This window comes from Spiroplasma endosymbiont of 'Nebria riversi' (assembly GCF_018831625.1).
Classification (GTDB): Bacteria; Bacillota_I; Bacilli_A; order Mycoplasmatales; family Nriv7; genus Nriv7.
In genome coordinates, this window is record NZ_CP065193.1 from 532,837 (window position 1) to 548,322 (window position 15,486).

Below are 15,486 nucleotides of genomic sequence, written 5' to 3' on the forward strand. Positions count from 1 at the left end.
AAATTACTTGTATTTCTTAATGTATAATCTATTGTATTATCGCTATTGTATCAAGTTTCTAACTTTGTACTTTGTACTTTGATTGTTATTTTTTTATTAATTATTCAAAGCTCATGTGGCTTTATATTAGGGCCGTTAGGGTCAGTTATTTTTTGCCCATATGTAGTTTATTAATTTTGTAATTTTATCTTGTTTATCTTGATTATTGTAAAATTCTTTTGTAAATAGGAAAATAAGTTTGTTTAAATTTTTTAATTCTGGTAATTTTTTATTTAGATTGATATTGTCTTTTTGATACATGTTAATCTCTCCGACTCTATTTTTATCTCTTAAAAGATGAAAATATACTTTTTTTAAGTTTTCGATTTCAAAATTATAAATTTTATCACTTTGTCTTTTAGTTCTAATTAGTTGTATTGTTGTTTTATCATTATTAATGTTTGGGGGAATAGTAAAAATGTTATTGAAACTAATAGTTAGCACGGTAAATATTTTCATAAACATTTTTATCACTCCTTTTTAAAATATTTTATTTTTCATTGTTCTTTTTTCTTTAATTTTTTTAATAAGTCACTTAATACCACAATTTATAATTACAGCTATTGTAATGCATATATCTAAATATCCTAGTATCATAAGTGAAATTAATGCTTCAAATTTTTCATATAATAATTTCAAATCATTAATTTCCAATTTTAAAAATGGAATGAAAAAGATAATAATCATAAAAATGTAGGGTAAAATTCTCCATCAATATTTTTTTAAAGAATTAATTAGTTTGTTTGATTTCATTTTTCAAGGCTCTTTTTGCTTTAATTTTTTGAATAATAAAGCGGATTAATTTTTCAAATTTAAGTGCAAAATATATTGCTCCGCCTCATCAAAAAACAAATATTCCTGCCAGCATAATACCACTATTGAACTTGCCAAAGAAATTAACCATCTCTTCATTCATAAAATCATTAAATTCTTTACTTGTTCCAGTTATTCATTTAGTACCGATTGCTGTTAATGCACAAATTAATAAGATTATAAAGATGAAAATGATACTTAATAATATTTTTAACAACTGCTTTTTAAAATAATTTTTAATTTTTAATTTTAATGGCAGTTTTTCTTTTGAATTATCTTTTTTAAATAATTTTTCTAAAAGTTTTTTCATTTTAACTCTCCTTTCATATTTTTTATCGTCCTTTAATCACAATAAATAAAGCAATAAGTACACAAGTGACACCAAGAATGGTAAAGATTGGATGTTGAGAAAATGTTCGGGCCATTGGTTTAAATAGTTCTAAAATTGTTAAATTGCTAGTAATAAACTTTTGGAAATTGGCAAGCCCTTCGCTAATATAGTTTGTTAAAGTTTCAAAATGACTACCAGCTAATAATCCAAGAACAGTTATTAAGATAAAAATAATAATTAATTTAAACATTTTTAGTTACCTTGTTTTGTTTTTATTGGTTTTATTTGTTTTTTAGCTTTTCCTCATGCTCTTAAACGACCCTTATTTTTAACGGCATATTGGCGTTGTTTTTCTAAATTAACTTGTTGACTACCAAATCCAAGAATAATTGCCATAAGAAATTCTACAGCAAGCGTTAAGAATAAAGGAAATATTAATTGAATATTCGTTCCTGGTACTTCAAGACTTCAAATTAAATCAAAAACTTTATAAAGCATTTGAGCCAGAAAGTCGGCCATTTTTGCGAGATTTTCCATTTTTTATTGTTCCTTTTCTTTAATTTTTCTTAAAAATTTGCTAAATTTATCCATTTTTAAGTATTCCAAGTCTTCTAAATCAATTGCTGTGTCAGTATAGTATTTGTCTTCATAGTCAGGATTTACTTTTGAATTTAAGTAATCTCTTAAAAATGCTAGGTAAAAAGAATTGTAAGTGTTAAGTAGGGGTAGAGGGATTTTTAGTTTAAAAAAATAGATATCAAGTTCAGGGATATCAAGATATTTAATGCGACGACCCTTTTTGCTATTTTTAGCATCAATTAAGGTTTTTCGTCAGTGTTCATATTCTTCGATGCTTGTAAAGGTGCCATAGATGACTTTTAAGTAGGGACGAAAAATATTAACAGGTTTTTTACGAATTCCCGCGATCACATTATTGGCAATGTCACGAACTTTAACTCAAATATGTTTATCTCTTTGACCGCTATCCAGCACAATATGACCGAAATGTCGTGCCAGAGCGAAATATTCTTGAATACCGGTTTCTTCGTTTTTGGTATTATTTTTTTCTCAATCCGTTCCTTCTAAAAATAAATTGGTTTCATCCCATAACAGTAAGGTTTTGTCTGGCAATACCGGATAATCAAAGTCTAACAATCCCATATGCCCTAAGCTTAATTTTTGGGTTTCTAGTAATGGGAAGGTTGAGGCGATGTGATATTTCTTCTTTTTTAGTAATTTTGATGCGTATACTAGAAAGGCGGTTTTTCCAGTTCCTAATGAACCAATAACGATGTTTAATGGTGAGTTTTTTAAAAAATTAATAACTTTGTTAATTTGTGTTAAATTACTGATTTTAAAAAGGAAAATTAAAATACAACCTGCTAAAAATAAATAGCTCACAATGTTTTTTAAATAACCGTTGTAAACGTATCAAATTGCTCCTCAATGTCATAAAATTAAAAATGAGGTGCGATTTAATTCAATAAAATTGTTATTTTTTTCTATTATTCATTTGCAAAATTTCATCTTGCACCTCACTTTATTTTTTTGTTAGCGTGCTGCTCCAAGTAATTTTTCAAACATTTTAAAGCAAATAAAGAATATTGCCAAAATAAATGGAAAAATGAAGATTCAGTAGTCAGCAAAGAAGTTACCGACTTGTGGCATATTAACAGCAATAATATCTCACATTTTAGTAAATGCTGTCATAATTGCATTTCATAATTTAGTCATTGTATCACCAGCTGTTATTTTTTATGCTGTTGCTGGTGGTGCATCGGCCAAGAAAGTTCCAATCATATAATCGCCTCCTTTCTCTTTAAAACATTCATCATTTATATTCAAAGTTTTTCTTAAATTTGTTAAAACCACGGTTAACCTTAACACGATTGTATTTTTTCCTAATTAATTTTGAATTTCTTTGGGAATGCATCACAATGTAACTTCTTGACATTACTTTTGCCTCTATCTAAATACTGATATGGTTTTCCAAAATAGCATTAGAATAAATCACACCATAATCGCTGTTAAGAATCAAAAAGCAATGTTTACTATTAAAAGTCAAAGTGGTGCTTCGATTAATTTAATTTCTTTACCACCAGTAATGTGAGCCGGAATAGTTGTAATTTGAATAAATAAATCTCAGAAAGTTTGTTTAATTTGTTCTCAATCAAATTCTTTTAAGTTTATTGTCATTTTTTATCTCCCAAAAATCATTTTTATTGGTAAATACATAATTGAAATTAGCATGAAAAGAAAAGTAATGATAATAATTAATCCAGCAATAAACGCAACTTGTGCAGGCATTTTTTCTACTGGAACAAACAGTTTTAAGAATTCCATAATAATTTCTCAAAACATTATTTTTTATTCTCATTATTTTCTTTTGAATTAGGGGCTTTAGCTCATTCTTCAAAGCGAGCAATAAACACTTTTTCGTCTTTTGTAAAATTACCAGTATTATTTTTAATGGCATTTTTATATTTAATTCTAATTTTTATTTTGGCATAAATTTTATAAGCAAAATATGCCAATAGCATTATGCGAATGATAATAAATATTATTCCAATCGCAATATTCATTTTTAAACTCCTTTAAAATAGTTATAATTTATATCTTTTTTATTGTTTTCTTTTTTGGCAATGAAAAAACCTAATAATTATTGTCCCTTAATTAATTTGGTTTCTTTTTCTTTTTGATTAATCGAAATTACTTGATATTTACTATCTTTTATTATTCCGATGCAAATTGAATTTTCGTATTTTCCTTTATAAACAAATCGCTTTGGAAACCAAATACCGATTTGTTCATTAAATCACGGAATTTTTGGTGCTTTAATAAGCATTGCGTTTTGTGTTTATTTTAAAAGATATTTTTTAGTATTTAAGAAAATGTTTTCAATGTTTTTCATAATAAATTACCTTTCTTATGGATAAACTAAGTTATATTAACTAAGTTAGTTAACTTAGTTTTTTAAACACTTATATATCGCAGATTTAATTGTTTAACAAGCTTTGTTAGTAAATTTTGTTTTTTTATTAGATAAAGATTTTAATAATTTTAAACTTAATATATCCCTATATAGAAATTTTTACACTTTAACATCTGCATCCTACCGTTGGAGCTAATTTAATATCGTGTATATTTTTAGGAAATCCACCCATTCATTTTTTTATTGCAAAACGAAACAAATTGCTATATCTAATAGGGTCTTGTCTATTAACTGGTAAACTTCTTTTGGTTATGGAAACCACCCACAATTTATCGCGCTTTAATACATACCAACATTATTAATTCACTTGTATTTCATTTTCAAAGAACAAATTTTTAACACCTTATAAAATAAAAAGACAATCATTGTTGACTGCCTTAATACTTATTCAAATATTTTCCCGCCTAACAAAACTTTATGCGTCCACGTTTACAAAAACAATGAGTTATTGAAAATATGAACAAAGAATTAATTAACCAAAATTCAATTATTACTTCTGATATGCAAAAATTATATTTTTTAGTAGCAAAACAAACAAATTCTACTTTATGTGTAACTAAAACAACAATTAATCCTGAAGCTAGTTATCGTAACTTAAAATAAAATCAGTAAATTACAATCTATTCTTAAAGAAGCCTTAATTCATTATCATGGTTTAGGTTTTACTAATATTCAAAATTATTTAAATCTCTGAAAATGAAAATACCAACATAAGGGTTTAACTTCAAACCAACAAACAGCGGTATTATATTTTAATGTATAAAAAATTAAAGTAAGAATAGTAATTTTACATAAAAGCCTTTTAAAATTATCAAGTTGATGATTTTTTTTATTTTATCAAGAGTTTTCGACAAAATTAAAAAAAATTTCTACTTTTTCAGGTCATTAAATATGAAAAAATTTAATAACAATTTTATATTTAATTCTTGATATCCTTATTTTTTATCATAAAGTTATGAGTATTTTGTTCTAGCGGATTTTATTAAATAAATATGAATAAAATTACTATAATCATTCAAAAGAATTTATAAAATAACAATAAATTTTTAGAAAAACATTTATCTTTAAAAAAGAAAAATAAGTTAACTAAATTTAACTTAGTTAAAATTACTACCAAGAAAGGTAATTTATTATGTTAAAAATTAATAATAATGTAAAAACCTTAGAAAACAAGCATTGGTTCAGTTTATTTACAACGCATAAAAATATGTACACTAACAAATGTGAACAACCAGCTAATGAATATGGAAAATTAGATGAATACTTATATAAATATCATTATCGGTTAAAACAAGGTTATAAAGTAGTTCATTTTGCTTTAAGAACAATTATTACAATTTTTGGTGAAGTTACTTTTAAACGACGCCGATATAAATATTGAAATCAAAAATCAGGTAAATTTGAATACGTATGTTTGGTAGATAAAGAAATTGTTCTATTATCCAAACAACGCATTTATTTTGATGTCCAATTTAAAGTTTTAAGTATTTTGGGCGATGGTAAACGCTATCGCGATGTTTTAGATGCTCTAAATCATTGTTATATTTCAAAAGCTAGTATTTCAAATATTTTAAATAAATATGATAATGCTGAATATTTACAACTAGCAGAAAAATAAACTAAAACTAGAATTGATGTCAAAAATAAGGATTTATATATTTAACTAGATGAGACATTTTTAGCGACATTAGATCAGAAAGTTAAACAAGACCAAAGAATTCGTTTAGTTACTTTTCATGCCGGACATAAAGAAAAAAATTACAAAAATGCTCGTAGAGAATCAGAAAACAAACGAGGTCGTTTTCTAATGTTAAAAGTTGGTAAACGAATAAATACAATGGATTATCGTGATTTATTAATTAAGGAATTACAAAAACATTATGTGAATATTAATTATGACAGAATAATTGTTTGTGGCGATGGTGCTACTTGAATTAGAGAAATTGCCAATAGTTTTGGTAATGTTAGATATATTTTAGATGGTTATCATGCTATTAAAAAATTAAAAAAAACTGCATTTAATATTATTTTTGAAAATCGTAAAGTAACAATAAATAGTTGAATTAAATTATATAAGGATGGAAATGATCAAGAATTAATCAAAAACATTCGTAATGTTGCTAAAAATGAATTAAATAAAGATATTAAAATAAATTTAAGAAAGGCTAGTAATTATTTCAGTAATAATAAGCATGGTATTCATAATCAAAATTTAGAACGAGATATTGGTTGTGGCATTGAAAGTGATGTGTCACATTTGGTAAAACAACAATTAGGATATGGGGTGGAAATATATAATCATAAGAATTTAAATAACTTATTACATTTAAGAATGGCAAATTTAAACAAATTAAATGTATTACATTATATTAATAAAAATATTAATTCAGAAATAGAAATCGGAAAAGAAATATATAAAAATTCATTATGAAATAAATATAATAATAAAAATGATGATAGTTGAATTAACTATAAAGGTAATGCTGTAACAAATAAATATAATAGATTTAAGTAAGTAAAAATATTAGTTAAAATTTAATAAAATTAATAATTTTTCATTGTGTAAAAATTCAATAATATGATAAAATGGTAATGAATAAAAATGACAATAACAAGAAAGGTGTGGTTATTTTAGTAATTAAATAATATAATTAGTTGATTGTTTTACTTCTTCAAAGCAATACCTAAGAAAACTAAACGCGGCCTCTCAACCCTTAATATTTTATAAAAAGAATCAGCATCTAATTCTCTTTCTTAATAATTTCAATTTATTATTTTCTTAGTTTTAATTGTTCAATTACTTTACGATAACGATTAATATCATGTTCTTTTAAGTAATCTAACATATTTCGTCTTTGTGATACTTTTCTTACTAAACTTCGTTCAGTAACAACATCTTTACGATGTGTTTTTAAATGTGCAGTTAAATTAGTAATATCCGCTGTTAAAAGTGCTATTTGTACTTCTGCTGAACCCGTATCTTTCTCTTTTCTCCCAAATTTAGCAATAATTTGTTTTTTATCCTCAGCTGTAATTGCCATTTAATAAATCCTCCAATAATTATAAACTTAACTAAAACCAATTAATAAAACAGAAGGTGTTTTAAAAACTTGTAACAGTCGTATTCGTATAAATATTAACCTATTTTACGAAAATATTCAAGTGTTTTGTTGTAATCTTCACTAATTAACTGTTTTAAATGTTCTAAACTTTTAACAGCGACATTATCTCGTAAATACTTTAAAAAGGAAATTTTAATTTTTACACCATAAATATTATTATTGAAATTAAGAATATATGATTCACATTTTAAAACATTATCAATTCTAATAATACAAGAAATTGCTTGATAGTTTTTATTATCTAAACTAACATTAGTAATATAAACACCCTCATTTAATATTGAAAAATTATCATTTAAATGAATATTTGCTGTTGGAAATTGAATTTTATTACCTAATTTATTACCGTTAACAACAAAACCTTTAATATTATAAGGTTGCAATAATAACTTATTAGCACTAACAATTTGTTTTTTTTGTAGTAACTGACGAATATATGTTGTTGATACCCAAATATCATTATTAATTAAAACTTTATTAATAACAATTACTTTAGAAAAATTTTTCTGCAAATGACTAATATTTCCCAGACCAAAATTTGCAAAACGAAAATCATCACCAACAACGATAATATCAATATTCAATTGTTTAAGATAAAAAATAAACTGTTCAATTGATCATTTTCTTGTATTATCATTAAATGGAAAAATAACAAAATTATCAAATCCCATTAATGAAACTAATTTTTGTTTATCTTCCATATCAAGCAAGTCATCATATTGTTGTTGTAAAATTATTTTCTTTGGTGCGATTGAAAAAGTAAAAAATAGTGATTGATAATTATTTTCTTTAGCTTCCTTTAATACTGTTTGAGTTAATAACTGATGTCCAATATGAAGCCCATCAAAAAATCCTAAACTCGCTACTTGTTTATTTGAAAATTGCTGTTTTTCATCAATAGTATTAATTATTTTCATCATTTCATAATCCTTTTTTACAATAATATTTATTATCTAGTCCCTTAACATATATTGCTAATGGGGTTTGATTATTATCAGTTAACAACACAGTATCATTTTCAACATCTTTTAATTGAATAACCTTGCCATTTTTAATATCTTTTGTTTCCTTAACATTAATAAGTGGCATATAGTCTTGTAATACATTTGATAATGAAATCATATTTCGTTCTTGAATTTTATCAAGTTCGCAACAATTACTAATCTTATATGTACCACTAGCTATTCTTTGCAATTTTTTTACTGTTGCTATCATATTTAAAGTTTTAGCAATGTCTACTACTAAACTACGAATATATGTTCCTTTTGAACATTTAACTTTTAAGAAAACAAAAGGAAAATCAAAACTTACTAATTCTAAATAATCTAACTCCACAAGTCGTTTTGCTAATAATACTTCTTGGTCCTTGCGAGCATATTCATAAAGTTTTTTCCCTTGAAACTTAATCGCCGAATATTTAGGAGGTATTTGATTGTATGATAACGGAAAAAACTTTAAACAATTAAGAAATTGCTCTTTCGTAATTAACTTATTATCATTAGCAATAACATTACCAGTAATATCACCACTATTAGTTAAAACATTAAATTGCATTGTTACTAAATACTCTTTCGTTTCGTTCAATAATAATGAAGAAATCTTTGTCGCTTGATTGACCAAAATTATTAGTACACCAGTAGCTAGAGGGTCTAAAGTTCCGGCGTGACCAACTTTATAATATTTAAACTTTTTTTTAAGATAAAATACTACTTGATGCGATGTCATCCCATTAGGTTTATCAATTAGTAAAATTCCTGAATTCATTATAATAAAAAATCTCCAAAGATATTATATCATACTTAAAAGACCTTGAAAAATTTACCAATACAACTAAAAAGTAAACAATTAAATTGTTTCCTCCAAAAACTTAATACACATATTGGATAGGTTACAATAAGTTGGACCATATTTATGTGGACTTTCAAATAAAATAAAATTATTAAGAAAGTAGGGGATAAAACTGGGGAAAAACTCATATTCAAATGAATTTAAAAAACAAATTGTCATGCTTTATCAAAACAGAAAAAGCATTGTTGAAATTATTAAAGAATATGGGGTTTCAAAATCAGCCGTATATCATTGAATTGAAAATTTTAATAATTTTGGGTCATTTAAAGTGTAAGATAATCGCGCTGTCGAAGAAAATGAATTAATTTACTTGCGAAAAAAAACCAACAATTACGAATGGAAAATGACATTTTAAAGCAAGCAGCACTGATAATTGGCAAAAAATAGGAATTATTAACAATAATAAAGAAAAATATTCCGTGCTAAAAATGTGTCAAATATTAAAAATAGCAAAATCAACATATTATTATCAAACTAATAATTGTGTTAAGTATGATGTTAATAATTATGAAGAAGAAGTTATCAGTGCATTTAATAAAAGTCGTAAAAATTTATGGTGCTAGTAAAATTTATGGTGCTAGTAAAATTAAAGCTGTTTTAATGAGAAAAGATATTATCTTATCAAGTCAAAAAATCAGATTCCTTATGATCAAAAATAATTTGGTTTCTAAATACACCAAATTAAAATATCGTAATCATAAAACAATGGTTAATAATGACCAAATTAGTAATGTTTTAAATCGTCAATTTAATAACAAAAAACCTAATGAAGTTGTTGTTAGTGATTTAACATATGTGCAAGTTGGAGGAAAATGACATTATATTTGTTTATTAATTGACTTGTTTAATCGAGAAATAATTGGCTATAGTGCCGGACCAAAAAAACCGCTGAACTAGTTCAACAAGCTTTTCATAAAATAACACGACCATTAAATAAAATAACTTTATTTCATACTGATCGTGGTAATGAGTTCAAAAATAAAATCATTGATGAAATTTTAATAACCTTTAATATTAAAAGATCATTGAGTGCGAAGGGTTGTCCTTATGACAATGCTGTGGCTGAAACAACTTACAAAACTTTTAAAACGGAATTTATCAAGGGTAAAAAATTTGAAAATTTAACACAATTAAAATGTTAATTTTTATTTTGTTAATTAATACAATAATCTTAGAATATATGGCAGTTTAAATTATTTAACGCCTGTTGAATTTAGAAAATGACAGTCTACATAAAAAGTTTCCAAAAAAGGTTTGCCATACCCATACCAAAACGGAAAAAGCATGACAATTTGTTTTTTAAATTCATTTGAATATGAGTTTTTCCCCATTTTTATCTTCCTACTTTCTTAATAATTTTATTTTATTTGAAAGTCCACATAAATATGGTCCAACTTATTATAACCTGTCCAGATTTTAAAATAAATTTAAGAAAGGCTAGTAATTATTTCGGTAATAATAAGCAAGGTATTCATAATCAAAATTTAGAATGAAATATTGGTTGTAGCATTGAGAGTGATGTATCGCATTTAGTAAAACAACAATTAGGATATGGAGCAAAAATATATAATCATAAGAATTTAAATAACCTATTACATTTAAGAATGGCAAATTTAAACAATTTAAATGTATTACATTATATTAATGAAAATATTAATTCAGAAATAGAAATCAGAAAAGAAATATATAAAAATTTATTATGAAATAAATATAATAATAAAAATGATGATAATTGAATTAACTATAAAGGTAATATTGTAACAAATAAATATAATAGATTTAAGTAAGTAAAAATATAAAATTAATATATATTTAGTTAAAATTTAATAATAATTAATAATTTTTATTTTTATTTTGTAGAAAACTCTTGATATTTATTGAATATACTTAATTTTAGGTATATTTTTAATATGATAGAGGTGGATAATAATTATGGAAAAAATAATTCAAGAACTAGTAAATACTTTAACAGATGATCAATTTTTAGAATTTTATGAAAAAGTCAAACAACAAGCAGAATTAATAAAAAAAACAAAAACGTTTAAATGAAATTGATCAAAAATTTAGAGAACAAGGTATTTAATGCCCTAAATGTGAATCTTACCATTGCGTTAAAAATGGACATAATTCAGAAGGAAAACAAAAATATTTATGTAAAAATTGCCGTGCAAGTTTTGACGCTTTTCGTAATCATTTTATTTATTGAAGTCATTTAAATTATGAACAATGAAATTTATTGATTCAAATTTCATTGCTGGGGCAATCTAGCAAAACAATTTCTCGTTTTATTAAAACTACATTAAAAACTGCTTGATATAATCGTCAAAAATTAATGAAATCAAAACAATTAGAAAATACCCAATTAAAATTTAAAAAATTATCTGGTAAAATCCAAATCGATGAAACATTTATTAAAGAAATTCATAAAGGAAATTTCAAACATAAAACTGATCCACGAAGAATTCACCTTGACCCATTCGCAACTAATACTAAATGCTGTATTCAAATGGCAGTTGATAATAATAACAATATTTATGTTAAATCCACAAACACCAAACGTTTACAAAAACAATGAGTTATTGAAAATATGAACAAAGAATTAATTAACCAAAATTCAATTATTACTTCTGATATGCAAAAATTATATTTTTTAGTAGCAAAACAAACAAATTCTACTTTATGTGTAACTAAAACAACAATTAATCCTGAAGCTAGTTATCGTAACTTAAATAAAATCAGTAAATTATAATCTAGTCTTAAAGAAGCCTTAATTCATTATCATGTTTTAGGTTTTACTAATATTCAAAATTATTTAAATCTCTGAAAATGAAAATACCAACATAAGGGTTTAACTCCAAACCAACAAACAGCGGTATTATATTTTAATGTATAAAAAATTAAATTAAAAATAGTAATTTTACATAAAATCCTTTTAAAATTATCAAGTTGATGATTTTTTTTATTTTATCAAGATTTTTCGACAAAATTAAAAAAGGACGCATAAAGTTTTGTTAGGTGGGTGAAGATTTGAATAATTTTAAAAGAAAAGTAATTACAATTTAATTATCATTTTATTTTAAAAATAAGTAATAAAAAAAATATTTAATATTGGCAAACATAATTTTAATAAAAGGTTATAAAAACAACATTAAAATAATTTTTTACAACAAAAATCATACATAGGATATATATACTTAATTTGCATATTGAAATAATTTATAAATAATTTATAGTAAATGATTATTTTTTCTTTTTTTAAAAATACCTAAGAAAAATAAACGCGACCATTAATTTTTCATTATGTAAAAATTCAATAATATGATAAAATGGTAACGAATAAAAATTTCAATAACAAGAGAGGCAGAGTTAGTTTAGTAATTAAATAATATAATTAGCTGATTGTTTTATTTCTTCAAAGCAATACCTAAGAAAACTAAACGCGATCATAGTGCATATTTTTATTCTATACGATAAAATTTTAATAAAATTAAAAATTATTTCATTTTTAGTTTTAGAAAATAAAAGTGGTGAAAACAATGAAAATTACTAAGAGTGTATTTCTTAAAGGTGCTATTAATAAGGAACAATGAATTGATGATGAGATTAGTGAAGTATTGTTATTAGGACGAAGTAATGTTGGAAAATCAACATTTATTAATTATTTATGTAATAATAAACAATTAGCACGGGTTTCTAGTTCGCCTGGTAAAACACAAATGCTTAATTTTTTTGCTATTAATGATAATGGGTTTCGTTTTGTTGATTGCCCCGGTTATGGTTTTGCAAAAATAAGTAAGAGTATTAAAAAACAATTTGTTAAAATGATGGATACTTATTTATTAGAGCGGAGAAATTTAAAGTTAGCAATCTTATTATTAGATTTAAGGCGAACTCCTAATGCGGATGATTTATTAATGTTTAATTTTTTACGAGAACGGAATATTAATATTCTCATTGTTACTACGAAGCTAGATAAACTAAAGAAAAATGATATTAGCAATCAAGAAAGAATAATTAAAGAAACATTGCTGATTATTAATCATATTGACATTATTAAAACATCAAGTATTAGTAAAATCGGTTATGATGCTGTTCTTGAAAAAATTACTGAATATATTTAAAAACTAATTTTAGAGGTAGAGTTATAATGAAATTAAGAAAGATCAAGTCAAATAGTAATCTTTGTCATCAGATGCATTTAACACATACTGATAAACAACATCGTTGATTTGAAATCAAAGAAATTTTACGCTCATTTTTTGCTATTTTATTAGTTATTCCGATGTGAATATCGATGGGTAAAGTAAATCCATTGGCAGTATATTTTGGGAACCCAATTATTCAATTAATGCTTGCGAGTATTGTCCAGTTTATTTTAGGATTTAATTTTTATAAAGCCTGATATCAAGAATTGTTTCAACAACGACGAGTCGGCATGTATTCATTAATCATTTTGTCGTCTTTGGTGGCATTTATCTATAGTATTTATTTAATTGTTTTGATGTTGCAATATTCACCATATGGTAAGCAACATATTATTGGTTTATTTCAAGGAATTAGTCATCAACAATTAATGAATTATATGATGATTGATAATAAATTTCAACATATGTATTTTGAGATTGGGGCTTCAATTATAGCTTTTGTTTTAGTCGGCGATGCAATATCGAAAATAGTTCGTAATCGTGCGATTGATGGCTTACAAGATTTAATGTCGTTGCAAGTAAAAGAGGCGACTATTTTTAAAAAAAATAACAAATATGTAACAATTGCTGCTATTGATATTAAAATTAATGATCAGTTATTAATTAAAAAGGGTGATAAAATTCCTACTGATGGTGTTTTAATAGGCAAGTTAGCCTATATTAATGATTCATTAATTACAGGTGAAAGTCAAATTGTAAAAAAATTGACTGGTGAATTATTAATTGGTGGTTCTGCTAATGCGGGTGAAGCTTTTATAATGCGAGCAACAAAAATTGGTAATAAAACGATATTAGCAAGTATTATTAATAAAGTGGAACAATTGCAACAACAAAAAACCAATTTACAAAAGATTGCTGATAAGATTGCGGCGATTTTTGTTCCTTTTGTTTTAGGGTTAGCATTATTAGTTTTTTTAGTTTATGCTTTTATTTTACCGTTATTTACTTTATCATTTATTATGTCTGATCCTTATGGTATTGCTATTAAAACTGCAATTTCAACATTAATTATTGCTTGTCCTTGCGCTTTGGGATTAGCGACACCTTTAGCAATAACTGTGGGAGTTGCAAAGTCAACCCAAGAAGGAATTATTTTTAATAAAGTTCATGCTTTTGAAAAAATTAATCAAATTGATATTGTTGCTTTTGATAAAACCGGAACTGTTACTGATGGCAAATTAAGTATTAAGGCTATTTATGGCGAAGAAAAACATATTACTTTTGCTGTGAGTTTAGAAAATATGTCAGCACATCCAATTGCTACTGCTTTTAAAGCATACCAAGAAGCATATAATATTAGTAACGTATCCTTGACGGATGTGAAAGAAACTATTGGTTTTGGCATTCAAGGGTTATGTAATAAACAGCGAGTTACGATTTCTTCGGTTACTAAATTATTAGAAAAAAAATTTGTTTTAGCAGTTCCTTTACAAAGAATTGTTGAAAAAAGCAAAGAAATTAATCAATTGGTATTGGGGCTAGCAATTGATAAAGTTATTGTAACTTTATTTGTGTTAGTAGAGGATCAGATTAAGTTAAATGCGATTAAAACGGTTGCTAAGTTGAAGCAAGAAGGTATTGAAGTTTATATGATTAGTGGTGATAATGAAGTTATTACTAGAGGAGTTGCTACTGCTATTGGTATTGAGCATTACTTTTCTAATATTCAACCATTAGATAAAGCTAATATTATTAAGAAATTGCAAAAACAAGGTAAAAAAGTGGCATTTGTTGGTGATGGTGTTAATGATAGTGTTGCTTTACAACAAGCTGATTTATCAATTGCGATGGGAACAGGGGCGGAAATCGCAGTTAACCTTAGTGATATTATTATCATTAAACCTGATGTTTTAAATATTTATAAAGCGATTGTGTTAACGAAGCAAACAAGAAGGGTTATTTGAACTAATTTTATGTGAGCATTTGGTTATAACCTTATTGCCTTACCAGTAGCAATATTATCTGGTTGATTTTGAATATCAATTCCTAATTTTGAATTTGCAATTTTTGCAGCCGCGGCGATGGCATTTTCTGATCTTACTGTTGTTTTAAATTCATTATATTTTCGTTGAAAAAAGATTAAATATTATATTAATTAAGTATTATTTTTTATATTTCTTAATGTTTGATATAATT

The 15,486-nt window shown here is 24.9% G+C and carries 24 protein-coding genes; 11 read left to right on the forward strand and 13 right to left on the reverse strand.

The window, feature by feature from the left end:
* Window positions 1-135: 135 nt before the first annotated feature.
* The 9 genes from I5Q57_RS03575 to I5Q57_RS03615 form a co-directional block, all read right to left on the reverse strand.
* Window positions 136-504 carry a hypothetical protein gene (locus I5Q57_RS03575; RefSeq protein ID WP_215826841.1) on the reverse strand — a complete coding sequence of 123 codons (369 nt, stop codon included), beginning with the start codon at window positions 502-504 and terminating at the stop codon, window positions 136-138.
* Window positions 505-769: 265 nt separating this feature from the next.
* Window positions 770-1,162: a hypothetical protein gene (locus I5Q57_RS03580; protein ID WP_215826842.1), complete on the reverse strand. Its 393-nt coding sequence runs from the start codon at window positions 1,160-1,162 to the stop codon at window positions 770-772.
* A gap of 22 nt (window positions 1,163-1,184) precedes the next feature.
* Window positions 1,185-1,433 (reverse strand): hypothetical protein, encoded by a 249-nt coding sequence (locus tag I5Q57_RS03585; RefSeq protein WP_215826579.1) that lies wholly within the window; start codon window positions 1,431-1,433, stop codon window positions 1,185-1,187.
* 2 nt (window positions 1,434-1,435) lie between these two features.
* Window positions 1,436-1,720, reverse strand: coding sequence for a hypothetical protein (locus I5Q57_RS03590; protein ID WP_215826843.1), 285 nt, complete (start codon window positions 1,718-1,720; stop codon window positions 1,436-1,438).
* A 3-nt stretch (window positions 1,721-1,723) separates the two neighbouring features.
* The gene (locus I5Q57_RS03595) at window positions 1,724-2,710 is read right to left on the reverse strand and encodes a hypothetical protein (RefSeq protein WP_215826844.1); all 987 of its coding nucleotides are present in this window, start codon (window positions 2,708-2,710) and stop codon (window positions 1,724-1,726) included.
* Between the two features lie 24 nt (window positions 2,711-2,734).
* On the reverse strand, window positions 2,735-2,917 hold the full coding sequence (locus I5Q57_RS03600; protein ID WP_215826845.1) for a hypothetical protein: 183 nt from the start codon (window positions 2,915-2,917) through the stop codon (window positions 2,735-2,737).
* Window positions 2,918-3,148: 231 nt separating this feature from the next.
* Entirely contained in the window at window positions 3,149-3,379 is a 231-nt protein-coding gene (locus tag I5Q57_RS03605) for a hypothetical protein (protein WP_215826846.1), read from the reverse strand.
* Between the two features lie 164 nt (window positions 3,380-3,543).
* The gene (locus I5Q57_RS03610; protein ID WP_215826847.1) at window positions 3,544-3,765 is read right to left on the reverse strand and encodes a hypothetical protein; all 222 of its coding nucleotides are present in this window, start codon (window positions 3,763-3,765) and stop codon (window positions 3,544-3,546) included.
* Between the two features lie 77 nt (window positions 3,766-3,842).
* Window positions 3,843-4,028: a hypothetical protein gene (locus tag I5Q57_RS03615; RefSeq protein WP_215826848.1), complete on the reverse strand. Its 186-nt coding sequence runs from the start codon at window positions 4,026-4,028 to the stop codon at window positions 3,843-3,845.
* 564 nt (window positions 4,029-4,592) lie between these two features.
* On the opposite strand from I5Q57_RS03615, the gene I5Q57_RS03620 reads away from it, so the two are divergent.
* The 3 genes from I5Q57_RS03620 (at window position 4,593) to I5Q57_RS03630 (ending at window position 6,690) form a co-directional block, all read left to right on the forward strand.
* Entirely contained in the window at window positions 4,593-4,778 is a 186-nt protein-coding gene (locus I5Q57_RS03620; RefSeq protein WP_215826849.1) for a hypothetical protein, read from the forward strand.
* A 529-nt stretch (window positions 4,779-5,307) separates the two neighbouring features.
* Window positions 5,308-5,793: a UPF0236 family transposase-like protein gene (locus tag I5Q57_RS03625; protein ID WP_215826850.1), complete on the forward strand. Its 486-nt coding sequence runs from the start codon at window positions 5,308-5,310 to the stop codon at window positions 5,791-5,793.
* Between the two features lie 189 nt (window positions 5,794-5,982).
* Window positions 5,983-6,690 (forward strand): UPF0236 family transposase-like protein, encoded by a 708-nt coding sequence (locus I5Q57_RS03630; protein WP_215826851.1) that lies wholly within the window; start codon window positions 5,983-5,985, stop codon window positions 6,688-6,690.
* 256 nt (window positions 6,691-6,946) lie between these two features.
* Here the strand turns inward: I5Q57_RS03630 and rpsO are convergent, their stop codons facing one another.
* The 3 genes from rpsO to truB all read right to left on the reverse strand — a co-directional run bounded on the left by rpsO (window position 6,947) and on the right by truB (window position 9,061).
* On the reverse strand, window positions 6,947-7,216 hold the full coding sequence (gene rpsO / locus I5Q57_RS03635; protein ID WP_215826852.1) for a 30S ribosomal protein S15: 270 nt from the start codon (window positions 7,214-7,216) through the stop codon (window positions 6,947-6,949).
* Window positions 7,217-7,311: 95 nt separating this feature from the next.
* On the reverse strand, window positions 7,312-8,217 hold the full coding sequence (gene ribF / locus I5Q57_RS03640; protein WP_215826853.1) for a riboflavin biosynthesis protein RibF: 906 nt from the start codon (window positions 8,215-8,217) through the stop codon (window positions 7,312-7,314).
* Window positions 8,201-9,061 carry a tRNA pseudouridine(55) synthase TruB gene (gene truB / locus I5Q57_RS03645; RefSeq protein ID WP_215826854.1) on the reverse strand — a complete coding sequence of 287 codons (861 nt, stop codon included), beginning with the start codon at window positions 9,059-9,061 and terminating at the stop codon, window positions 8,201-8,203. Before truB ends, ribF begins: the two co-directional genes overlap by 17 nt.
* 241 nt (window positions 9,062-9,302) lie before the next feature.
* Here truB and I5Q57_RS10045 point away from each other — a divergent pair, with 241 nt between their 5' ends.
* From I5Q57_RS10045 to I5Q57_RS10055, 3 genes are all read left to right on the forward strand, one after another.
* Window positions 9,303-9,419, forward strand: coding sequence for a helix-turn-helix domain-containing protein (locus tag I5Q57_RS10045; protein ID WP_215826855.1), 117 nt, complete (start codon window positions 9,303-9,305; stop codon window positions 9,417-9,419).
* Window positions 9,420-9,573: 154 nt separating this feature from the next.
* Window positions 9,574-9,708, forward strand: a complete 135-nt coding sequence (locus I5Q57_RS10050; protein ID WP_440137648.1) for a hypothetical protein — start codon at window positions 9,574-9,576, stop codon at window positions 9,706-9,708.
* Entirely contained in the window at window positions 9,671-10,042 is a 372-nt protein-coding gene (locus tag I5Q57_RS10055) for a hypothetical protein (protein ID WP_215826856.1), read from the forward strand. Before I5Q57_RS10050 ends, I5Q57_RS10055 begins: the two co-directional genes overlap by 38 nt.
* Before the next feature lie 296 nt (window positions 10,043-10,338).
* Here the strand turns inward: I5Q57_RS10055 and I5Q57_RS03665 are convergent, their stop codons facing one another.
* Complete coding sequence (locus tag I5Q57_RS03665) at window positions 10,339-10,476, reverse strand: hypothetical protein (protein WP_215826857.1); 138 nt, start codon at window positions 10,474-10,476, stop codon at window positions 10,339-10,341.
* Between the two features lie 54 nt (window positions 10,477-10,530).
* On the opposite strand from I5Q57_RS03665, the gene I5Q57_RS03670 reads away from it, so the two are divergent.
* The 5 genes from I5Q57_RS03670 to I5Q57_RS03685 all read left to right on the forward strand — a co-directional run bounded on the left by I5Q57_RS03670 (window position 10,531) and on the right by I5Q57_RS03685 (window position 15,449).
* The gene (locus I5Q57_RS03670; protein ID WP_215826858.1) at window positions 10,531-10,932 is read left to right on the forward strand and encodes a hypothetical protein; all 402 of its coding nucleotides are present in this window, start codon (window positions 10,531-10,533) and stop codon (window positions 10,930-10,932) included.
* Window positions 10,933-11,077: 145 nt separating this feature from the next.
* Window positions 11,078-11,212 (forward strand): hypothetical protein, encoded by a 135-nt coding sequence (locus I5Q57_RS09640; RefSeq protein WP_256444910.1) that lies wholly within the window; start codon window positions 11,078-11,080, stop codon window positions 11,210-11,212.
* A 169-nt stretch (window positions 11,213-11,381) separates the two neighbouring features.
* A complete protein-coding gene (locus tag I5Q57_RS03675; protein WP_215826859.1) occupies window positions 11,382-11,894 on the forward strand; it encodes a hypothetical protein in 513 nt (170 codons plus the stop codon).
* Window positions 11,895-12,681: 787 nt separating this feature from the next.
* The gene (gene yihA, locus I5Q57_RS03680; RefSeq protein ID WP_215826860.1) at window positions 12,682-13,266 is read left to right on the forward strand and encodes a ribosome biogenesis GTP-binding protein YihA/YsxC; all 585 of its coding nucleotides are present in this window, start codon (window positions 12,682-12,684) and stop codon (window positions 13,264-13,266) included.
* 26 nt (window positions 13,267-13,292) lie between these two features.
* A complete protein-coding gene (locus I5Q57_RS03685; RefSeq protein WP_215826861.1) occupies window positions 13,293-15,449 on the forward strand; it encodes a heavy metal translocating P-type ATPase in 2,157 nt (718 codons plus the stop codon).
* The last annotated feature ends 37 nt before the right edge of the window (window positions 15,450-15,486 follow it).